A 20,627-nucleotide genomic window follows, 5' to 3' on the forward strand; every position below is an offset into this window, starting at 1 on the left:
TATATGCGCTGGGTCACTTGCGGCCCCTTTCTGGGCCGCCTATCAAAACCTTCCTTTCCTTAGCTTTTCCGCAACCGGGTGATCCTCTGCAATCTGACGCGCTGCATGAAGCGGGGAGGGAAGGCGCAAGAAGCCATCCCACAGTGGAGCATTCTTGCACCAGTAACCTGTCTGCAGTGCCAGCTGATCGTTGCAGGCAAAGTCGCCTTTCTGGATCATCACGAATTCCGTCACGCCCAGTTGCTGCCATGAATCCTTCAGCTCGGATTGCCTCACGTCATAGCGCGTGTGGTAGCGGTGTGAGCGCGTCCTGTTGAAGGTTTTGGAGTATGAGGTGAAGTAGTAAACGAGCTCCTGGTGCTCGGCCTGATGAACACCGATCCGGTTGCCGATGTACATGGGAGCCAGAGGCGAAAGTGAGTGCACGCCGGTCATTTGGGCCGTCTGAGAGTCAGACCGGGTACGAATCAGCCAGGCATTTTCCGGTACTGGTGGTAGCCCGCTCCCCGCGCCATCGTTCATGCCGGGGTATAGACGCTTGCCGCCGGCATTGATCAGTACGATCAGAGGAGTATTCGCAACGGGTGTGGGTGCCAGAAGTGCTTGCCTGATCATCAGCTTCGCATCGTCTTCATTCAGCAATCCAGGGGAAGCATGGATAGCACATAAGCCTTCGCTGTAGCTTTTCCATTGGCCAGGGTGGCCATCCGCGCCTTGGACGTACACCTGCAAATCTCGTGTGTTGACCACTGTACGCGTGATGACGGGCATATAGACGTTCAGTTTGCTGATGTGGTCAACGTACACCGATACCACTGTCGTATTTGCGGGAATCCCGGCAGTACGATCCAGTGGAAGGGGGAGGTAGCCGGTACCGCGCAATCCATCGATGAGGCTGTTGATGGCAGGCCAATCCTCGGGAGGATCGGATTCTATCGATTTGGTTTTGCGCATCCGACTTTTTACCCCCGCTGGCATCGCTTTCTTTGTATCGGCTCCTTCTCCTGGTGGTGCGAGATGAAAGATGAACTGGGTCGAGATGCCGTGTTTGGCGCATAGTGCTCGTAACAGATGCTTTGGGTCATGGTCGTCCTTGGTGGCTACCTCAGGCGCCGTTTCAATGATCGCGGCGTCAGGTGCGAATGCACTTAACCGTGGAAGCAACTCGTTGGTGAACCACTGTTGGATATCAGTTGACGTTGTCTTGGTGGTGAGCACCCGTTGGGCGTCCTTGCATTGAATCTGTTGAAGGGTGACCTGGGGCTTGGGCTTGCCTTTGAAGACCGGGGAGAGCGCACTCAGGTGTTCATAGGCATGGTTGATACGCATCATGATGTCCGTGTGCGCAGTTACTACAGCGATGCGGATGGGTCGCACCGAATCATTCCCCGTCTTGTCACGCTGGGCTATCAGCCGTCCTACATAACGGGTCAGCATGGGTTTGGCAGAGGTAAGCGTCTTCTGCAGGTGGAAGCTCGCCTGGTCGAGAATCACCGTACCCACGCCGCTGCCGATAGGAGAGCCAATCGGTGTGTGCGCATGGATTGGACGCAGTGTACCGGTCAGTGAGATTTCATTCCCGCCTAGCGCCGGCAGCGTCCCTTCCCCCATGAGCTCCAGGAGCTCCGCCGAAGGGCTGGTATAGATCGTCCGGAATTGACCATCGACCAGGGGCAATGTGCGAATCTGGAATTTGGAGATCCCGCGCTCGGTCTTTAGCCAGGTGGAATGCGTGGTGTGACGCCATTCGGGCAAGATATGGCTCAGATGCACTGTGACTGACGCGTACTGGCTGGGAACTTTGTGCAACAGTAACAAACTGGTTGAGACCGAGTGCATTGCCACTGCCCGACGCTCACCGTAGCTGTAGAGCAGCGGGCTGTCCCAGGCAAGTAGGTTTCCATCACTGGACACTTCGAGGTTTAACGGGACGGATGATTCCATGGGTTGGCTGGCCAGCTGCTGGGCGAGCATCCAAGGGACAACCTTGTAGGCCGACGCAGACTGGCGGGGGTCGTTCATCACATCGCGTGCATACAGCGGGGCTGCACGTTCAGGTATCAGTAGCTTGATGAATTCCTGCGCCTCAAGTGGTGCTTTGCGCATTATGTGCTGGGCCCAGACGTTGACGGCCCGGTTCAGCTTATCGGTCTGGATCTCTTTCAGCGAAGCAATGGCAGGCCCGCCCTTCAACAGCTGGGCATTTATCCAAACAGGGCCACCCGTGATGTAACTGAGCATCTCCTCAAGCGCTTCTGTGGGCAGGTAAGGTCTACCAAAGTGATTGGTGAGCAGTTGCCAGCCGTTCTTGAACGCCGGCGATGCTGCATATTGCACGGCAGCTGGTAGCTCGTCTGGATCGAACCTGAACAGGTTAGTCCTCAGGGAAATCGTCATCAGGTAGTCCCTCATCCTCGGTGCCTGCAGATCCGATGTACAGCATCATGGCCTCCACCAAGCCTGCATGGTGGGTGGAGAATTCGTTCCAGTGGCCATCATTCCTGAGCTTTTCTATGGTTCGGTTCAAAAGCTTCGCCCACGTGTTCTGTCCGTCAAAGAACGCCGCGTCGGCCAAGTAGCAGGTGACAGGCGTTCCTCCGCGCCTTGCCCGCCCTACCAACTGAGTCAGCGTGACCAGGACGTTCATCACGGTGTAAAAACGTATGTCCTCGGGTTGGCTGCAAAAGTAGGGGGGCGCCAGGCGTATGCCATTGAGGATACGGTTGGCCTTGGCACGCTCTTGCAGCAATGCCAGGCCTGGCGTCGCCGACGCATGCACCTGCTCGCCCACGCTGTAGCACAGGTGGGCCAGGTTGTTGCCGGGCTGATCGGAGGAGGGCAATGGCCGCACGCAAACCACAACGCCGCCCAAGGCTGACTTGGCGTCTTTGGTGACGATGTTATGGCCCCGCGCCATAGGGTAGATGGAACTCACCAGCAGCTCGACATCCGCATGAGGGCTGTCGGCGAACTCAACCAGATCGTCATAGGTCAAGCGATTGGGCATGGGTAGGCGGTGTTGGCGATCGGCCTTCTTTCCACCCCGGATCCAAGCGACTTTCCGTTGGCCGGCAGCAATTTCGTAAAGTGTTGACGCCAGCTGCTCTGCTTCAGCATCGCTGCCAGTGACGAGAAGTAAACGAGCGCGATGTCGCGTGACTGGATCCTGCTCAAGCGCTGCCAAGCGGCCCGATAACCACGGCCACAGCTCGAAGGCCAGATCTCTGACATGCAGCAGACGGCCATCGATCGGCGTACCCGAAACGTGAACGGACACATTTACGTTCTCAAAGCGGATGTTGCCTTTGGCGTCGGGCACGTCGATCAAGGTTTTCGCATTCAGATCGAAGCAACTGGCCCCTGGAAAATAGGCTGTGGCACTGAAGCCGATAAATGTCCTGTTTACGCCAGCGTGAATCTTGGAGGTAAGGTTGGGCAGAAACTGCAGGGTACGGTGGGGATCGCCAGACATGGCCACGACCTGAAGAGCCCATGTGTCGTGACCCGCTTGTTTGCGTTTGAATCCGTAAACGACGCGCTGCAGAGGGCCGAGAGGGGTTGGGCTGAAGGGCGCGGATCCTGATAGATCCTGCTGCACCCTGAGTGCTGCTGCGACCTTGGCACGTGCCAGGACAGGAACATCGGCATACAGCGTGCGAAGACTGGTTTCGATGTAGTGCAAACTCGTCCGTATGACCAGCGACGACTTCAGCTTTTCGAGTTTCTTCTCCGTGAAGCGACCGCTTAGTTTCCGTTGCTTGGCAAGCGTAAGGAGAAGCCTGCCGATCTCGACGACTACGTCGCTTGGACTGGGTATCGGGTCATTGTGTGCAAAGGATTGGAGAAGCTTGCGCAACGGATCAAGGTGAGGCGGTATGGCCTGTACACCGTAGCCGCACACCCCATCGAGAATACTGGCTTCGACGCCCAGGTCGTCGCTGATTTTTTTGTCGTCGGCACGCTCCCACACCGTTTCGCGGTCTGGCCAGACGATGTGCTCAAGGGCAAGCTGCAGTAAGCGAGTGGTGTGATGAATGACAGCGGTACAGGCGCGCTGCGCGCGATAGAGGGTAGAAGAATCGACATCGGGGATTCTGTCACGCTGGAAAATTTCGATATGCAATTCGGCGAGGCTGCTGTGCTCAATGTGGTTGCTCAGAGGAAGTTCGAAGACACTGGTATCGATTGCGCTCAGCAGCAGCCCGTCAATTTCGTCGACCATGAACAACGAAGCCGATCGCAGCAGCAACTCAAGCAGGCTGCGCGACTCGCCACCACCTCCTTCGACTGCGATGCGAGAAGTGCCTGAGATGAGTGCATGGTGGTTTACCACGACAATGTCAGCGGCCAATGCCTGCTCGAGCATGGTGCGCTTGCCACACTGATTCATGAAGGGACAGCTGCGTATGCGCTTGAAGACCTCTTGCCCCTTGCGCTCGCCTGGAAGCTGCAAGTTAAAGCAGGGCTCTGCATCACTGGGGCTCACGCTGCCGTCGGTGGCACAAGCATCCAAAAGGCATCGATAGTCGTATGGATGATCCTCTCTACCGCGAGCGACGTAGTAGTCGGCTGCCTTGGCAATTCGTCGCTGAGAGTGCAAGGGTGCGATCCTAAGGTGCGGTGCAACGACCTTGCTCGCTCGCTTTAGCTGCTCCACCATATTGCGCACATCGGTCAGATTCGGCACCGCAATCACAACGCGGTGGCCCTCCAGGGCGGAGCTGATTCCCATCATTCCCATGACGACTGTCTTCCCGACGCCCGTCGGTGCGTTCACCCGATAAAAATTACCCGCGTCAGCCTTTACGCATCCATCGTTGCACAAGACAGCATTCAGGCAGTCTCGATGACTCCGGTGCAAATGGTTGGCCGGATCGGCACCTGCTTCATCCAGCGTTCTGGCGATGTCGAAAAGGATGGCTTTATCCCAGCAAAAGGTCGTGACATCAGGGGCCACCTGCAGAGGTAACGGATCGTCTTCCAACTGCAGGCGTGAGCGATGCTCCTCCGGTATCACGAACGTGCGGTAGCCTTCAGAGAGCGTTTCGCGAAGGATGATCGGGCCTTGGGCAGGCCACTTGGCTTGTGAAGCTTCAGCGGGATCGGACTTGATAGCCAGGAGTTTCTCTTCGATCAAACCTTCGAGGTCAAAGCCCTTTTTGAAAAAGTAAAAGTCGGTTTCCTTAAGGCGAGGCGGGGACTCCAGTTCACCCCAGAGGTCAGCACCGGCCACGCGAAATGGCGCATTGTCTGACAGCAGGATTCGTACTGCTTCCTCCATGAAACGACCCGTCTGATTCAGGTCACCTGGGCGATACTTGATGAGCGTGATGATCTGGTCGCGATGTTCCTGCGGGGCATCATTCCAGCCATTCCACAGGTGTGGTCGCCCCACCAGAAAAATCTCGGCATCGGCCAGCATAGGTTCCTTGCTGATATTCTTGATGGCTAAAGCCAATGCAAGCGTGGTGGCATTTTCAGTTAGGGTTGGCATGGATCTTCACCCAGCGCAGGCACTGTGTCTCAGACATGATCTGCCTGGGGTAGCACTGCTCATTCAGCATGGATACGTACTGCACCTGGTAATCGGGAATTACGATCATGGCATCGGCGTGTGCGGTGTTCTGCAGGTGGTGCCCAAGATGGCCGGGGGAGTGCCATACCTTGGCATCCAGCGAGTAGCTTTCACCGGCAACGCTAAATCGCAGGTCGGCGTCATCCACATCCGGCCACAGTTCGACCGGCACGCCTAGGCGCGTAATACCGTCACGCAGACGCCGCTCCAGTAAGCCCGGAATCAACGTGAATTTCCACAGTGCAGGCGTGAGTCTGTATTTGTTCTGCGCGGGCTGCGGGGGTATGACCTTCGAGGTTTTGACGCTTACCAGTTCCTCTCCCATCCACTGCGCGATCCCGAATGTTTGTTCGCACCAGTGAGCACCACATGACACGGCATGGCGGTGTATCTCCATCGGCCACCCACAGCTGGGACATAGGTAAACCTGACCCGCCCGGATCAGATGCTCAGGGATGGGTTCGTACAGGGAGTTGAAGCTGACTTGAAGGGGTATCAGGAAGTCGAGGCTTCGGTCAGCGTCGACTACCCCGTGGTCGATCAGAAACATGCGAAACAGACGGTACTCATCAGCCCCGTGAGGACGCGTCCTGCACAGGTCACGAACGTTCTTAACGATCTGCTGAATACGTTCCCAGCCCACCCGGGGGTTGGACTCCAGGGCAATGGCGTTGCACAGCATGCTGGGCTCGTCAGCGAACTTCAGCGCACCTTCATACCCTTGTCTGAGGCGACTATCGAGCCACTGCTCAAGCGGCAAGCTCAAGCATGCGAGCAGGTTGGCGATCGTGCGAGGCGGGGCGTCAGGCTCCAGCCACCAGAGTAAAGCGCTGACCTGTCGAAGAAGATCGTGGCGTGCCCCATGTTGACTGGCGTCCAGCTGTGCAGCTCTTACAATCAAGCTGAGCAAGCGTTGGGCGTCGCTATCCACTGAGTTCATAAGCCCCCCTTGATCTGGAAGCATCTGGCTCTGCGGAGCATCGTGCTCTGCACGTTATTACTGCTGGGTTATGAAGGCTGGATCAATATAGGCATAACCGCAAGGCAACAGATCGGGCGGTTCGCCTGATCCAATCACGTGAACTGCAAAAAGCGCCTAGCAGAAAGCTCCCAGTGGGTACTGTCGTCCTCGAGGTGAGGACTTCCTGACAGGTGGTAATTGTGTAACGACCTTGCAGCGCTATGTTTCGCTGACCGGAGCCCACTCGATAGCGTGGTCATCACTGCACTGCTGGAGGCAGGCATGAAAAAGGATTTTGTCAAAATCTACGAAGACAGCCTGCCGCTTATTAACCAGGCGATCGAAGCATTGCGACGTCTGCATGAGGCTGAAGCGGCAGGCCACCCGGCTGAGTAGATCAGGGTGCTACGAGTGCACGCAGAAAGCCTGTTTCAAGCGGTATCCGCATATCAGCTGCGTGCGATGGGTGTGGCTTCTGCACCCCTCCAGTAATCAGCCTGCTAGCGCCTTCATCACGCTCCTTAAAGCACTGATGGTTGAGTTGGGCTTCTTTGTTTTCATTCTGCCCTACACGATATTATTTACAATTGGGTATTCGATAAAGTGAGTGCGCGCGTCTTTAGCAACAGACGCTTGGCGAATGTCAACGCAAATTCCTGACCCATCCTCAACTGAGGACGCTTCTCGAAGCTTGGCAGAGCCACCGCCTCACAGCGCGGTGGCTTCATACGGGTTTTTTAGCGCAGGGCCGTTGAACTAATCGCCTGAGTGTTCAGCGATCAAATTTTTGCCGGCCCGTACGGAAGAGTTCACCGTGCAGCTTGACGATTTTTCCGGCGGTCTCGTGAAGGCCTTTGACGACTGAAGCGAATAACTCTGGCTTATCGATTTCCCATTCTGGAGGGACGGTTTGTCTGTCCGGATTATGAGTGGGGAAGGTGTAGGTGGCGATCTGCTCCAGGTAGTCGCCGACCAACTGATGCAGATGCGCGCGCATTGTTTCCATTTGCGCATCGATGAATTCGTGCTCGACGTTATCCCACTCATAGTAGAAATGCCTGAGCTGGTCGAGCTGGGAGAGGCGCCAGGAAAAACCGGCCATATTTTGTTCGTTTATGAAACTGATGCTGCCCTTGGTAGGTAACTCGGTTCTGAAGCGCTCGAACAGCTCGGTATCCGCTGCGCGGGGTTGAGCCTCATTGCCTCTAGCGTCGCTGGTTTCAGTCGCGTGCGTCCGTGACCCATGGGATTCAAAGATCGTGTTCAGTGCCACCACAAACGTACTTGCCAGCGCTCTTCTCGTGGGCGCTTTTTCTGCCGCGTCGCTTGCAATAGCGTATGTCGTAATGCGCTTGGATCTGAGGTCGAAGGGCAGCTTCTCTGGGAGGCCGAATGTGGTGTTCATCACCATGATGATGCGGTTCCAGCCCAGAGCCTTGATCGCGTACCCCAGTTCGATTAGCACATTAGGATTCGGTGTCGGCCTTGCTGCCGAGGGGTCGATGATTGAGACATCGCACACGAACACCGAGGCGGCATCGATCTTGTCGAAAATGGAGTGGCTGATGTCCGGTGAGCCAGCCAGGCCAAGTGTGTCTCGGTCGATGACCGGCTCAACGTCGGTCGTGTCGTCTTTGTGTATGTCGGCAATCGCCGTTTCCAGTGCCTGCTGAATGAAATTTCGATTGATGTTGCCGGGGCTGTCAGATTGCCAAGAGTAAAATACGCGATCGTTCATCTCATCACCAAAGTAGTATTCAGCGTTGCCCCTTCCTTCAAGTATCACCTCGTCCAGAGTCGAGATGGCTTGTTCCCTAGGGGCGGCGCGATCGTCGCACGTATGCCCGCCAGCAAGCCAGCGGATCGGTGTCGACGAAGAAGTCCAAGTGCCCTGGGTTCCGTGGGGCGAGCAGCGCAGACATCTTGCGAGCATAAAAAAGCCACCACCCGCGTGGGGGTGGTGGCTTTAAGGTGCTGAAAGCCGTCAGAACAGCACCTGTCCGATCAGTGGCGAGGAGTTGGCCTCGTGAGCCTCAGCCTCACCCGCCGATCAAATCCCAGAAATGCGTTGAACGCACGCCTGGGCTGGACTCTGTAGCCCTTAGGCTCTGATACACGCTTACAGGAAGCGCATTATCGTTGCCCAAGAGAAGAAATATCAGTCGACGGAGTCTGTCTTCCAAACCAGCTTACTGATAGGCGCCCAATGGATGGGCCCCGTAGTGTGGACAGACTCGCCTTGGGAAGAAACCGCTACCGTGGTCGGCATGTCTTTAAGTTCAAACTCATAGATTGCTTCCATCCCCAGGTCTGCAAATGCGACCACGCGGGCATTCGTAATTGCCTGGGATACCAGGTAAGCCGCGCCGCCGACAGCCATCAGGTAGACTGCACCGTGTTGGCTGATTGCCTCGATAGCGATGGGGCCACGTTCCGATTTACCAATCATGCCGAGCAGACCCGTCTCGCTCAGAAGGCGCGGCGTGAACTTGTCCATCCGAGTCGACGTAGTAGGCCCTGCAGGGCCTACCACTTCCTCACGGACGGGATCGACAGGCCCAACGTAGTAAGTGCCGCCGAAACACATGCAGTGTTGCGTTTGCGGGATGGATTCAGCCTTGACCAGATGGTCTCCGAATACCGAGCCCTACGCTCCAGTGTATTGAGGCTGTGGCTGGCACAGGAGACTTCGGTTGAGCATCCCGAGCGCGTTGCTGAGATCATTCGCTTCAACGAGGCCATTGACCAGGCGTTGATGGAGTCTATTGCCGCGTATGGCAAAGCTGTCGAAACCACGCGTAAGCTCGTCCTGGGTGTTCTCGGCCATGATATGCGGGCGCCCCTGACGGCTATAACCATGGGGGCTGGTCTGCTCGCCAACGCCCATCAGATGGGGGTGAGGGAACAGAAAGTGGTCGGCCAGATTTCCGTAAGCGTCGAGCGGGCCAACGACATGGTCAACGACCTGCTCGATCTTGCCCGATGCAACCTCAGCACAGGGATACCCATACAGCGACAAACTTTTGAGCTGAGGGAATTGTGTACTTCGTTCGTAAAGGAGGTCAGCCTGGCTCACCCAGAGGCGACCATCGTCTTCGAAGGCATCTCTTCTCTGTCTGCCAGCTTCGATCCGCAACGTATGGGGCAGGTGATTTCCAACCTAGTCATCAATGCTATACGACATGGGGATGTGAAAAAGCCTATTCAGCTGCGGCTTACTGGATCCCACGGCGTAGCGCAGATTGACGTTCACAACTGGAGGAGCCCAATTTCGCCCGATGAGTTGCCCTACCTATTCAACCCCGAGGCTCGCTTGGCGCGGGCCACGGATGACTCAGAAAACACCCATGGATTGGGGCTGGGGTTGTTCATCGCCAATGAAATTGTCACGAGCCATGGAGGCACGATAGACGTGATGTCAAGCGATGAAGACGGCACAACCTTCAAGGTCGCTTTCCCTCAAGGAAGCTAAGATATTTTTCGAGCTTGGCGGCGGTTTCTACCGAAAATGAACGTCCTATATACCCTACTTTCGCAATCTGCTGTTACAGCTTGACCGGCATGTATCGTTCTTGGTTCATGAGGTGGTGTCAGCGAGACAAGCTCATGCTCAGGAACGGAAAATATCCCCCATGGGCAAAGAAGCCCTGACTGTCGAGACGAATTTCCATATCTCGCATCAGGCAAAGACCCCCTTCCAGCATGCGTAAAGGCTGCTCGCGCAAGCGACGCGCGCGCCCATTGACCGGTGACCATCATGGGCTGAATGAAAAGGGCTGGATCCAATCTTGTATTTTTTCATGGTCAAACGTACAGTGATGGCCTCTTGAAGGCATCGTCAATGCTTCGCATGTCGCTGGCTGACAGGAACTGAGTGATTGCTGTTGTACCGGGCCAAGCACGCAGCAACCTGCCGTGCAAGAGGAGCGTTTGATCATGCAGGCATTGCTGTCTTACCTGATGGGGATCGGCACTAAACTCGTCAATTTCCTAACCCGAAAGCGCAACATTGGCTTGGGCATTGCGGCGGTTGGTGTCGGCATCATCGCCATCGTGGGGGCGGGCAGCTTCACCCTGGAATTCCATCAGTTCTTCGGGGTCATCGAAGCGTTCAAGTTTTCAAACGAGGGCGGACTGAGCGACTTCCTCAGCACCCTCTGTGCGTACTTTGGACTTCTGATCATCGCCATCGGTGTCTCCATGGCGTATAGCGACTGGCGCAATGAGCGCAAGGAGCGCGAAAGAAAGCGCGTAGTGGTAGTAGAACTGCGAGGCCTGGTGGATACCTCTGATCATCCATTGCTGGAAGCAGTCCCCGAAAGTCTTGTCGGTCAGCGTCGCAGTCTACTGCTGGATGTCAGGCAGAAGCTCTCATCAAACCCGCCTCAGGTTGCCCAGGTGCTGGATGAGATCTATCTGATGCCTCGCTTCCTAAGAAGCATCCGGGAAGAAAACGCCCGGGGGGATGTCCAAGTAGTCGCCGGCGGCATCATGCAGGTACCGCTGCTGTTCTTCACAGGCGTTGTGCTCGAAGACGAGGGTAATATCCTGGTCATGGAGTGGGATCGCATCAACTCTCGGTGGGGCGAACTTGCCGAAGCTGACTCCGGCGATCGCTTCGCCATCACCGGCCTGGAAAACGTTCAGCCGGGCGGTGAAGTGGTGGTGGCAGTGTCTGCGAGCTACGTGGCATCGCTCCCCGATATCGAAAAAGCATTTCCTGGCGTTCCACTGGTGCACCTGCGCCATCCCAAGGCACTGCCGAATCAGCTGTGGTACGCGGGCGAGAACGCCGCGTTGCAGAATCAGTTCCTGCAGACCCTTGGCCAATTGGAAGGCCTGAAGGTTTCCATGGTGCACCTTATCCTGGCGGCGCCAGCCAGCATCTGTATCAACTTTGGCCGCCGATATGACCCGCACAACATGCCCCCGCTTCGTTGCTATCAATGGCAGCGTGCCGAAGAAAATCCATACCCCTGGGCCGTAGAGATGCCATCCGCACCTGAGCAGCCTGGCAAGTACGTCCAACACTTCCTTCCCGAATTTGATGCCACCAAGTGAGGTGAACATGGCTGTCCAGTCGCAACGGCGTTCCAAAGTGCTCCCAGGCTTGCGGGAAAAAAGCGAGGCCAGGCAGTGGGAGAGCTTCATCGTATCGATGCTGAAGAAGCTGGAGCTTCCTGAAGCCAAGCGGCAGGCGGCGGAACGCAGCTACAAGCGATTCGGCCTTCACATTGCGCACAAGCTCGGCATGTCCACCGATGATGTCCACGTCGTGGTGCAAGGCTCGATGCGCACCCAGACCACCATCGCTGGCGATGGGCGTGAAAATTTTGACCTCGACGTGGTCGTGAAGCTCAGCGGTTCCCGGTTCACGAACCTGACGCAGTCAGAAGGGTTCTTCCAGCTGTTCGGGGCAGCACTGGAAGGCATTGATGGAGCAGGGGAGCCAGAGCCAAAAAATCGTTGCTGGCGCCTCCCGTACCCGGGGGAGCCGTTCTACTTCGACGTGACACCAGCCATTCCTCTGTCAGCACATATCACGGGTACAGACCTACGCGTGCGCGATAAAACAAGCGTATGGAGCCCGTCCAACCCCGAAGATTTCGCCAACTGGTTCTGTGCAATCGCGGCGAAGCGCTTCCCGTTCCAGATGATCGCAATGGATGAAGCGATCAACATGCGTACCCAGGTGGATCCGATACCCAACGCGCCAGTGGCACTTGATGACATTTTGCGCCGGCTTGTTCAACTGATGAAGCTGCACCGCGATTACCATTTCAAGCGTCAGCCGGATCACATCCGCGAAACCAGTCCAATCTCGATCATCTTGGTGACACTGGCGGGCCAGGCTTACGACGATCTCCTGCAAAACCACCCTTATGGCCTGCATTCCTCGATTGAGGTGGTGATGGAAATCATTGCCCGGATGCCTGACTTCATTGATCGCAGCCATGGGATACGAGTTAACAACCCGGCTATGCCCGGCTTCGTGAAAGAGAACTTCGCGGATCGGTGGAATACCGACGGAGGGGCTCGCAACAAGAGTTTCAACGAGTGGCATGAGCGTCTGACCCAAGACCTTGAAGCGCTGTTCTCCGTTGGGCAAAGCAAAGCTGCAGAAGAGCGGGTAAGGGCGATCTTCGGTGAGACTGGGGTTCGTGCATGGAAAGGCAGCCAAGCGGCAGCAGCTCCCGCGGTCACTGCCCCTGCGATTCTGGCCGGCCTAAAGGCGTCGTCCCCGACATCCAGCTCTGGCCAGCCAGTGCAGCCGCGGAAAACTGGATCGAGGGATACCCTTGCCTGACGGGACTGTAGCGGTGACGCCCTTTGAAGCCGCTGCCGCGATTGTCAGGCAGTGGCTGGATGGAAACGGCGCCGTGTTTGCCAAGCGCTCAACTAAACCCCAGCGCGTCAAAATGGACGCTTGGGTGATCGAACTGGAACATCCAGCAGTGGGGAAACAATCGGTGCAACTGTCGATCCTATCGGACTTCCCGGTTACTCCTCCCTTGATTCATGTCGATCCATCACTCTGCTTGGTGTGGCCACATATTGAGGAGGATGGGAAGTTCTGTCACGGCGTTGAACCTGCTCCCGGGGACTTCGCATCACCGATTCAAGTGGTTGAAGATGTCCTCGACAGGCTAGCGCAGTTCTGGGTTAACACGCAGAATCAGGCTTGGCTTGAAAGCGAATTTCAAGCAGAGCGTCTGTCTTACTGGCTGCGTTTTTGCTCAATACGCCACAAAGTATTGGGTTATCAGCCGCCGGCGACGACCCGAGTAATGATGCACCCGCTGTCACAGGTGACTGAAGGCACAGTGGCTGGCTACTTCCCTAAGGGGCAGAACGCTGGGACATCCGCTTTGGTGGTCACCCAGGGCAGTGAAGACCCTCATCAGCTGGCCCAACGGCACAGATGGGACTTCGGCACGTTAGCGCGTGGTTGCGCGCTATTCGTACCTCTCCCAGATGGTAGTCTCTGGACGCCTGTAGTCTGGCCCACCGACTTCGTGGGCCTTTCGGCCTTGGTCGACTACCTCGCAGATGAGCCGGGGCGGTTCACCAAATGGATCACCAAAGTCCGTGATGGCAAGAACAGGCAGCAATCACTGACCGTCATCTTCGCCGAAGCCACAGTCTGCTACGGCTATCTGATTTCGCCGCCCATGATTGATCGACTCATGCCACCCAGGGTCACTCCCTTCAGGGCAGAGCGTGTCGACGCAGACTGGGCATTGGCTCGAGATACTGGATTGGCGATTGTGCACAAACGACGAAGCTCGCGGGCCTTGCTATTGGGTTGTGGGTCGCTGGGTTCCCCTGTAGCCGAGCTACTGGCGCGGGCGGGGGTCGGCACGATCGATATCGTCGACAAGGAAGTTTTCGAGGCAGCTAATTGCGCTCGCCACGTATTAGGGGCCAATGCCATTGGCCAGGCCAAAGCTGACTCGGTCAGCCAGAAGCTTACCGCACTCATACCTCAAGTGAAGATCAATCCCTTCCATGAGACTGTCACCCAATGGCTAGCTGAGCACTGTGAGACAGACGCCTATGACCTCGTGATTGACTGCACGGGTGAAAGCACGACTAGAACCGTCCTATCTCTTCTTCGCGAAACGCTGCTGGGGGAATGCGCAACGGTGTATGCGTGGATGGAACCCTTCTGCGCTGCAGCCCATGTCGTCCACGTTTCAGCCAAGGATACATGGCCCGCTGATGACCCAGTTGAACGGGTGAATGTAGCGAGCTGGGGGGCTAACGGGGTGATAAAGCTTCCTGCATGTAGCACCAGTTTCAGCACCTATGGCGCTGCCGATGCCTGGCAAGCTGCTGGGTTCGTCACTGAGCGCGCGTTGTCGATTCTGGATGCGCCGGATTCACCCTCTCAGATTTGGAGCTGGGTGAGGGCCTCGAGCTTTTTTGAGCGTACTGGCGCCGCCACCAGGCTGAGTGATCTCGTGCCTCACTCTGATGATCCGTTTCATGCGGTTCAGATCATCAGGGACTTTCCGGAGACACTCAGCCATGCATGAGCACAGCCTGCGGTACCGAATTCCAGGCGCTCAATGGCAGATCGAGTTCCCCGCTGAATCTGTACTGATACTGAAGCAGCATGTCCAACACGATTTTAAAACCGCTGAGGCAGCAGGGCAGCTCTACACCAGGGACGTCAATGGCCCAGTGATACGCGTCGAGAGGGTTACCAATCCCGTTTCACGATGGGCTCGCTATGCCGGGGTGAAACTGGATCTCAAGGTTGTGAAGAAGGAGCGCGAGCGCTTGTTTCAAGAGGGGCTGCACTGCCTGGGTTTCTGGCATTCCCATCCCGAGGCCCAGCCACGCCCGTCGCAACCAGACCTTGCCATGGCTGCGGATCAGGCCCGTGCCGGCATTGATGACTTCGCGGGATTGCTTTTCGTGATCATAGGTAACGCTCCTTTTCCCCAGGGGCTTGCTGTCTGGGTGCATGACGGCTCCACGCTCTGGAGGGCCGAGCACGTCGTGGACTGAAGATAGGCTCACACACCAAGTGCGCGGTCGGCTAGGACGTCCTGCGCTGTAACCGTTATCCAGGATGACCCCCATGTCTCGCTTTGAAAGCATACTGACCAACATCGTCGCCCACTCAGCCCTGCCGCTGGATGCATATGAAACCGCAGTGGATCGCTACCAGGGGTTTGGAAAGTGGCTCGAGCGGGACGATTCCCCTCTTAAGGACAATGATATACATGCGTTCCCTCAGGGATCATTTGCTTTGGGAACCGCAGTTTCACCGGTAAATCCTGCAGATAGCTACGATCTCGACTTTGCGTTCAAATTCCGCAAGGGCGTTTCGATCGACACGCATACCCAGAAGCAGATCAAGCTGATGCTTGAGCGCGAGTTGGAGCTCTATCGCCTCCACACCGGTATAGCAGAGCCCCTTGAGGAGAAGCATCGCTGCTGGCGACTTCTATACCCAAGCTTTCATTTGGATATCGTGCCTTGCATTCCCGCTCACGAAAAGCAGCGAAGCCTGTTGGTCGCCTCGATGGAGAGCATTGGTACCGCAACCGAGGAGGCTCAAAGCATTGCGTCGTTGGCCGTTCTGATCACGGACAATGAAAGTGCCACGTTTGAGCAGATTGATAGGAACTGGCTGGTGAGTAACCCTGATGGGTACGCTCGATGGTTTGCGGCCCGGTCACAGAACCTCAACTCAGTGTATTCGGCTGAGGCGTTTGTCGAAGCTGTTCCCTATTTCAGTCAATCCACCAACCTGCAGCGTGTTATCCAGCTACTCAAGCGACATCGCGACGTAATGTTCAAACTCGAACCCGACAGCAAGCCCATTTCTGTGATCATTACAACGATCGCTGCACAGGCATACCAACCTGCACAATCTCTGGAGCAGACGTTGGAAATGGCAATGGCGGGGCTACGCAGCTTCATTGGGAGCAATGTGCATGTCCTGAGGAATCCAGTCGACCCCAATGAGAACTTCGCCGACCGCTGGGATGATCCTCGCTACGCTGACCTTCAACTCAAGCAGAATTTCCACAATTGGGTCATACAGCTGGGAAAGGACATCGACTTTATCAAAGCCGCGCAAAGCGAGCAGGAGGCGATGAGTAGGGTCAGAGTAAAATTTGGGGTTGAGCTGAGTGAGTTGTTACCTTTTGAGGGTCTTGGCGGGACGGACGAGCCCTATGCCGCGCTGCCGACCACGTTTGTGACAGCGCCTCCACGGCCATGGGGGATAGGCCGGTGATTGACCCTTCCGTTGAAGATTTTCTCCTGACTAACCCAGGTATGGGATATGGCCCTGTAAGCCGAGGCGTCCAACACATCTCGGGACTTTTCAGATTTCGAGCCCGGTCGAGCCGCCTCTCTTACATTGAAGATGAGTTTTGGCTGCGTATTAGTCTCAGTGCCCCGCTGAAAACGGCGCTTCCAGAGGTTTTCGAGGAGGGCGGACGGATACCCAGGATTGCAGCCAACCATATAAATCCGGACGACTCGCTGTGCCTGGGTTCTCCACTGCGCCAACGTCTTGCTATGTGCGGTAGTACGACACTGCAATCCTTCGCAGAAAGCTGTGTGGTGCCTTTTCTCTACACACGAGTTCTGCGCGAGCAAGGCATGCACGTCTTTCCATTTGGAGAGCTTGAGCATGGGGCAGCTGGGCTGGCTGAGGACTATCAGGATATTTTCCAACTTGAAGAGCGGGCACAACTCAAGCCCCTGCTGAAGCTACTCCTCATGGATGCTGCAGCGGCTGACACAAAGATGTGCCCGTGCTGCGGTTCCAGGCCATTTGGCTCATGCCTCACAGGCATCAAAGCCCGCCTCATTGCAAGTGACTTCAGCCAGCAAGAACTCAGCACTGCGTACAGCCAGCTTTTTGATGAGTGATGGAAAGGGCCCTTTAGCCACGATAAGGATGCGGCACCTACCTGCGATGTGGTCAGACACCACGTCGACCCGATCAGGTGTTGCGGGCTCTGTATTTCGTTAATCCACAAACGCCAACTCGGTTTGCATGCCCGAGGAGCCGGTCGATCGGTGAGTGGCGGGGCGCGCTGGCATATTTCTCTGGCTGATCGTAGGGCTTTCCATTCCAGATACCCGCAATCCGGTAAGACCGTCACCCTGGTGGAGCGATGACAGCTCAGACTCCAATTTTCTGATCAGCTCCCCTACCGACTCACCCGAACTCTCACTCAATGTCAGCGTGAGCAATGTGAGGGGACTTAAGTCCAGGTGCTGGCTCAATTGCTCGAGCTTGTCCAACGTGATGCTGGATTTACCGGTTTCGAGCTTGGACAAGTAGGTGCGGCTGCTGACTTCAGCGAATCCCCGCTGACTCATATTGCGCGTCGTACGCAACGCTCGAAGCACGCTTGCAAACGCAGATTTCAGTGACATCCATCTTTCCCAAAATGAGATTACTGGTCAGATCATCATGCTGTTACGCGTTCATCATACCTTTTACGCCTGGAGGAGTACATTTGTACTCTTAACGAGTTCGCACGACGCCGCTGTGAGCGCCGTGGCAGAATGCTCGAGCCTGAGCAGCGGTCTCGCACCCTTTGACCGGAGGCTAAAGATGAAAGTGAGCAAAGGATCGCAGTCATGGAGCAGCTGAACAGAGCCAAGCGCTACCTGGGAAAAATAGAGCGCTTTTACAGTGGGGTGATCTCATCGGCCTGTCATGACGAGGACGCCTACCTTGACGATATGCTCTCCTTTTTCATCCACTGCTACCACGTTCGAGACTGGGCTATTCACGGCGCAGCACTGCACAGCCGAGAGATCGACGCATTCATCAACAGTCATGAATCCTTGAAGATTTGCACGGATCTGGCCAACGGCTCAAAGCACTGCAAGCTTACGCGCGCACCACGGACTGGCTGTCAGCCGTCAATTGCCAACGGTGGAGTGGAGTACTCCACCTGGTACGCAAGGGATGGTGGTGGCGAGGGTCTGAAGTGCAGCTACGTCGTCATGAGCAAAGGCGTCGCAATGGATGCCCTGCAGCTGGGGCGTGACTGCATAGCGCTCTGGGATCAATTCCTCGAAGGATCAGGCGCCCGGTAGACGAGCCTGTTTTTTCCCCCACACAACCATCGAATGATCTATCAACCCTCAACCACCGGGAATTGCCATGATCCCTTCGTCCCGCTTCGCAGAACACGCAACCAGTAGTATGAAGCTGATGAGCTTCTACCTCAGTCGTGATCGGGTGCTAGCGTTGCTCCACAATCAACAACTGCCCTCATACGTGAGGATGGCGCTTCAGGGGCAGAATGTCTCGATGGCCTCTGCCATCTTGTCTAATGAGCTTGGCGCCTACGTTCTGGATGCGATAACCACGAGCTCGATCAAGACGCTTGACCAGTTAGAGCGAGATGGCCAGCTCGCAGAAGGATCGTTGTTCATGCACTACGGCCAAGTGTCGGGTAAAGGATTTTCCTGGGCCAACAAGACGCCCGCTCTGTGTCTCACGGGCAGACTTGAGTATGCCTTGGCGGGTAAAAAGCTGATCGTCGATTTCACGAAAAATGGACTCATCAACGACACCGCCTACACACGCATGCAAGGTCTGACCCGCCTATTCATCTTTGGATATGTCACTCAAATTGACGACTACACCATCCGTGCTGTTCCGTACGTCATAGGGGATCTGGTCAAGGCAGCACCTGCATTTCCCGCCCCCATCATCACCACCTTGGAGTTGCGCCCTCAGGAAATCCAGCAGTTCGCGAGCATTAATGGCTCCGGGATGCCAAGAGGAGCGGAATTTCAGAGAATGAAGGAAGTGCCCGAACGCACCGTGAAGGCGCTGTTGTGCAGCCTGTTAGAGGAGCCCGACGTGCCGGCTGACTGGGGAGGGGAAGAATGTGATCTTCTCTCCAATAACCTTCTCGTTGGAGGCCAGCGCCAGCTCGGAGCGTTCCTTCTGAAGGGGCCGGCCAGGTTTCATGAAATGAAGCCCTCTGATCTGGGAAAAAATGCTGATCAGCTCTACCGGCTCTTCAATATTCCCGCTCAGATCTATGTAATTCAACACTGCCACAAGATCGGCGCTGCGGTGCGCAAACAGGCCTTGGCACTGGCGTTCACCCAAAATCTCGTTGCGCCCTGCCGTATCTGTTTTCTCGATGGCGTATCGACAGCACAACTGCTGCAGGCTAACGGATTATGGCCCTCCCGTAGCTAGCGAACTCGCCTGGGCAAATCCTCAGCAATAAATCAGAAAATCGAGGGTTTAGAGGTCTGACTTTTTCCAAATGTCATTAACAGTTGACCGCGCAATCCCCAGGCTCTCGGAAATTTCTCGCTTGGATTTTCCAGCAGCTTTTGCCTCTAGAACAGCTTGAACCTTGGCAGGATCGGTGCGACGCCCAGGGGTTTGGATGACGACATCGCCGTCTCGATAATGGTCAGCTATTTGGGCATCGATCCCCAGATCTGAGATTTTCTGTAGCTCCGAATTCAAGTAGTCAACATATTGAGCAGGCGTAACGCCTTGCTCCAAGCGCGAGGCGTACGCCAGCAGTGCAACCGGGTCGATCCCGAGTCGACCAGCCAAAGTTTCCAGCGTGACGAGCGTCGCGCTTGCCTTCGCATTTTCCAGGTTATGGATGTGTCTGGCCTCGACTGCGCCGGAAAACTGCTCTTGAGACAGGCCTCGCGCGACACGAACGAGCCGAAGCACGGCAGCCAACGGGCGCATGAGCGACATGGGTAATCCTCGAAAACTGAGGATGTAGCCACATTGCCACCTACGGAACTATGCAATATAGTTCCTGTTACCGTATGGCGAAGCGCCATATGCCATGTGCCTTCCAGATTAAAGGGCTGTCGTCTGGTCGGTAACAGCGCCCCCCTAATGTCTGGCGCTGACCGCATGATCAATAGACCCCTTCAAAAGCCCCTAGCAGATCGTGCGTAACAGCTACCACGGCACGCTGGGGCTCGCCTGGGCGTGATTGAACATGCCAGATCAGGCCGCTTTCCAATGGAGTGAAGCATGTCCGACGTCAGCATCGTCACCGGGAAACTCGAGGTTGTAGGCCCTTCAAGCGACAAACCTGACGGCTCCGAGTACACCTATCTCCGGTTCAGTCAAAAGAACGGGGCTACTAAACTGATGAAGAAGGTCGGGGTAGGGCAGTTGGTTGAGTCCTACCTGCGTCCGGGCATCGAAGGGCAATTTTTCTTCGTCAAACTGGGACGCCTCGGGCACATCCTCTTCGCGGTGAAAACTACAGACGGGCAGAAGATCTATGAGGAAAATGGATTCTCAAGCTGGATCAGAAAGATGCGCCTGAGTGCCTTCGTACTCCTTTTACTGTTCTTACCGCTTAGCTTCGTGGGGCTGCTGATGGGAGGGTATCTCGGGGTCATCGTGCCAATCGGCTTCGTCTACGTCATGTGGAAGCTCGCAGTGTCGTTCCCAAAAGTGCTCAACGAGAAGTTCCTGCGTGAGCACCTCGATCAGCAAGGCTTCGCGAGCTGACTAGGGACTCTTGTTCCGCGCTGGCACAATCCCAGCGCGGCCATCACTTACAGTCTCAGGGAAAAGATCTGGTGGCGCGT

At 56.0% G+C, this 20,627-nt stretch carries 16 protein-coding genes and 2 pseudogenes; 11 read left to right on the forward strand and 7 right to left on the reverse strand.

Going from position 1 to position 20,627, the window contains the following annotated elements:
- Positions 1 to 42: 42 nt before the first annotated feature.
- The 3 genes from HG549_RS12670 to HG549_RS12680 are packed head-to-tail and all read right to left on the reverse strand — an operon-like array spanning position 43 to position 6,515.
- Complete coding sequence (locus tag HG549_RS12670) at positions 43 to 2,397, reverse strand: RNaseH domain-containing protein (RefSeq protein ID WP_170029812.1); 2,355 nt, start codon at positions 2,395 to 2,397, stop codon at positions 43 to 45.
- Positions 2,375 to 5,494 carry a hypothetical protein gene (locus HG549_RS12675; protein ID WP_170029813.1) on the reverse strand — a complete coding sequence of 1,040 codons (3,120 nt, stop codon included), beginning with the start codon at positions 5,492 to 5,494 and terminating at the stop codon, positions 2,375 to 2,377. The genes HG549_RS12670 and HG549_RS12675 overlap by 23 nt, the downstream gene beginning before the upstream one ends.
- Positions 5,478 to 6,515: a hypothetical protein gene (locus tag HG549_RS12680; RefSeq protein WP_060506954.1), complete on the reverse strand. Its 1,038-nt coding sequence runs from the start codon at positions 6,513 to 6,515 to the stop codon at positions 5,478 to 5,480. Before HG549_RS12680 ends, HG549_RS12675 begins: the two co-directional genes overlap by 17 nt.
- A 532-nt stretch (positions 6,516 to 7,047) precedes the next feature.
- Between HG549_RS12680 and HG549_RS26125 the strand changes: the two are divergent.
- Positions 7,048 to 7,196, forward strand: a pseudogene (locus tag HG549_RS26125) (chlorhexidine efflux transporter); the annotation flags it as partial.
- A 112-nt stretch (positions 7,197 to 7,308) separates the two neighbouring features.
- On the opposite strand, the gene HG549_RS12690 reads toward HG549_RS26125, so the two are convergent.
- Both HG549_RS12690 and HG549_RS12695 read right to left on the reverse strand, forming a co-directional pair.
- Positions 7,309 to 8,274, reverse strand: a complete 966-nt coding sequence (locus HG549_RS12690) for a hypothetical protein (RefSeq protein ID WP_170029814.1) — start codon at positions 8,272 to 8,274, stop codon at positions 7,309 to 7,311.
- Between the two features lie 420 nt (positions 8,275 to 8,694).
- Positions 8,695 to 9,105: pseudogene (locus HG549_RS12695) on the reverse strand (fumarate hydratase C-terminal domain-containing protein); the annotation flags it as partial.
- A gap of 57 nt (positions 9,106 to 9,162) precedes the next feature.
- Between HG549_RS12695 and HG549_RS12700 the strand changes: the two are divergent.
- The 7 genes from HG549_RS12700 (at position 9,163) to HG549_RS12730 (ending at position 16,937) form a co-directional block, all read left to right on the forward strand.
- A complete protein-coding gene (locus tag HG549_RS12700; protein ID WP_170029815.1) occupies positions 9,163 to 10,008 on the forward strand; it encodes a sensor histidine kinase KdpD in 846 nt (281 codons plus the stop codon).
- A 464-nt stretch (positions 10,009 to 10,472) separates the two neighbouring features.
- Positions 10,473 to 11,597 carry an SAVED domain-containing protein gene (locus HG549_RS12705; RefSeq protein ID WP_060506960.1) on the forward strand — a complete coding sequence of 375 codons (1,125 nt, stop codon included), beginning with the start codon at positions 10,473 to 10,475 and terminating at the stop codon, positions 11,595 to 11,597.
- 7 nt (positions 11,598 to 11,604) lie between these two features.
- Positions 11,605 to 12,843: a nucleotidyltransferase gene (locus tag HG549_RS12710; protein ID WP_060506963.1), complete on the forward strand. Its 1,239-nt coding sequence runs from the start codon at positions 11,605 to 11,607 to the stop codon at positions 12,841 to 12,843.
- A complete protein-coding gene (locus tag HG549_RS12715; protein WP_170029816.1) occupies positions 12,836 to 14,575 on the forward strand; it encodes a ThiF family adenylyltransferase in 1,740 nt (579 codons plus the stop codon). Before HG549_RS12710 ends, HG549_RS12715 begins: the two co-directional genes overlap by 8 nt.
- The gene (locus tag HG549_RS12720) at positions 14,568 to 15,053 is read left to right on the forward strand and encodes a Mov34/MPN/PAD-1 family protein (RefSeq protein ID WP_060506967.1); all 486 of its coding nucleotides are present in this window, start codon (positions 14,568 to 14,570) and stop codon (positions 15,051 to 15,053) included. Before HG549_RS12715 ends, HG549_RS12720 begins: the two co-directional genes overlap by 8 nt.
- A gap of 73 nt (positions 15,054 to 15,126) precedes the next feature.
- Positions 15,127 to 16,293, forward strand: coding sequence for a nucleotidyltransferase (locus HG549_RS12725; RefSeq protein ID WP_170029817.1), 1,167 nt, complete (start codon positions 15,127 to 15,129; stop codon positions 16,291 to 16,293).
- On the forward strand, positions 16,290 to 16,937 hold the full coding sequence (locus HG549_RS12730) for a hypothetical protein (protein WP_170029818.1): 648 nt from the start codon (positions 16,290 to 16,292) through the stop codon (positions 16,935 to 16,937). The genes HG549_RS12725 and HG549_RS12730 overlap by 4 nt, the downstream gene beginning before the upstream one ends.
- Positions 16,938 to 17,036: 99 nt before the next feature.
- Here the strand turns inward: HG549_RS12730 and HG549_RS12735 are convergent, their stop codons facing one another.
- Complete coding sequence (locus tag HG549_RS12735) at positions 17,037 to 17,450, reverse strand: helix-turn-helix domain-containing protein (RefSeq protein ID WP_082432227.1); 414 nt, start codon at positions 17,448 to 17,450, stop codon at positions 17,037 to 17,039.
- Positions 17,451 to 17,657: 207 nt separating this feature from the next.
- On the opposite strand from HG549_RS12735, the gene HG549_RS12740 reads away from it, so the two are divergent.
- Together HG549_RS12740 and HG549_RS12745 are read left to right on the forward strand one after the other, a co-directional pair.
- Positions 17,658 to 18,122, forward strand: a complete 465-nt coding sequence (locus tag HG549_RS12740; protein WP_170029819.1) for a hypothetical protein — start codon at positions 17,658 to 17,660, stop codon at positions 18,120 to 18,122.
- Between the two features lie 67 nt (positions 18,123 to 18,189).
- Positions 18,190 to 19,245: a methyltransferase gene (locus HG549_RS12745; protein WP_256248176.1), complete on the forward strand. Its 1,056-nt coding sequence runs from the start codon at positions 18,190 to 18,192 to the stop codon at positions 19,243 to 19,245.
- 48 nt (positions 19,246 to 19,293) lie between these two features.
- On the opposite strand, the gene HG549_RS12750 is transcribed toward HG549_RS12745, so the two are convergent.
- The gene (locus tag HG549_RS12750) at positions 19,294 to 19,770 is read right to left on the reverse strand and encodes a helix-turn-helix domain-containing protein (protein WP_060506975.1); all 477 of its coding nucleotides are present in this window, start codon (positions 19,768 to 19,770) and stop codon (positions 19,294 to 19,296) included.
- Between the two features lie 288 nt (positions 19,771 to 20,058).
- Between HG549_RS12750 and HG549_RS12755 the strand changes: the two genes are divergently transcribed.
- A complete protein-coding gene (locus HG549_RS12755; protein ID WP_060506977.1) occupies positions 20,059 to 20,547 on the forward strand; it encodes a hypothetical protein in 489 nt (162 codons plus the stop codon).
- Positions 20,548 to 20,627 lie beyond the last annotated feature (80 nt).

Origin of the sequence: Pseudomonas sp. SK, from assembly GCF_012975065.1 — a bacterium.
GTDB lineage: Bacteria > Pseudomonadota > Gammaproteobacteria > Pseudomonadales > Pseudomonadaceae > Aquipseudomonas > Aquipseudomonas anuradhapurensis.

Bases quoted from the DNA above. Each gene is read 5' to 3' on its own strand.
- HG549_RS12750 (WP_060506975.1), bottom strand. From the start codon at position 19,770: ATGTCGCTCATGCGCCCGTTGGCTGCCGTGCTTCGGCTCGTTCGTGTC.
- HG549_RS12705 (WP_060506960.1), top strand. From the start codon at position 10,473: ATGCAGGCATTGCTGTCTTACCTGATGGGGATCGGCACTAAACTCGTC.
- HG549_RS12745 (WP_256248176.1), top strand. From the start codon at position 18,190: ATGATCCCTTCGTCCCGCTTCGCAGAACACGCAACCAGTAGTATGAAG.
- HG549_RS12755 (WP_060506977.1), top strand. From the start codon at position 20,059: ATGTCCGACGTCAGCATCGTCACCGGGAAACTCGAGGTTGTAGGCCCT.
- HG549_RS12670 (WP_170029812.1), bottom strand. From the start codon at position 2,397: ATGACGATTTCCCTGAGGACTAACCTGTTCAGGTTCGATCCAGACGAG.
- HG549_RS12710 (WP_060506963.1), top strand. From the start codon at position 11,605: ATGGCTGTCCAGTCGCAACGGCGTTCCAAAGTGCTCCCAGGCTTGCGG.
- HG549_RS12700 (WP_170029815.1), top strand. From the start codon at position 9,163: ATGGTCTCCGAATACCGAGCCCTACGCTCCAGTGTATTGAGGCTGTGG.
- HG549_RS12680 (WP_060506954.1), bottom strand. From the start codon at position 6,515: ATGAACTCAGTGGATAGCGACGCCCAACGCTTGCTCAGCTTGATTGTA.
- HG549_RS12735 (WP_082432227.1), bottom strand. From the start codon at position 17,450: ATGTCACTGAAATCTGCGTTTGCAAGCGTGCTTCGAGCGTTGCGTACG.
- HG549_RS12740 (WP_170029819.1), top strand. From the start codon at position 17,658: ATGGAGCAGCTGAACAGAGCCAAGCGCTACCTGGGAAAAATAGAGCGC.
- HG549_RS12675 (WP_170029813.1), bottom strand. From the start codon at position 5,494: ATGCCAACCCTAACTGAAAATGCCACCACGCTTGCATTGGCTTTAGCC.
- HG549_RS12690 (WP_170029814.1), bottom strand. From the start codon at position 8,274: ATGAACGATCGCGTATTTTACTCTTGGCAATCTGACAGCCCCGGCAAC.
- HG549_RS12720 (WP_060506967.1), top strand. From the start codon at position 14,568: ATGCATGAGCACAGCCTGCGGTACCGAATTCCAGGCGCTCAATGGCAG.
- HG549_RS12725 (WP_170029817.1), top strand. From the start codon at position 15,127: ATGTCTCGCTTTGAAAGCATACTGACCAACATCGTCGCCCACTCAGCC.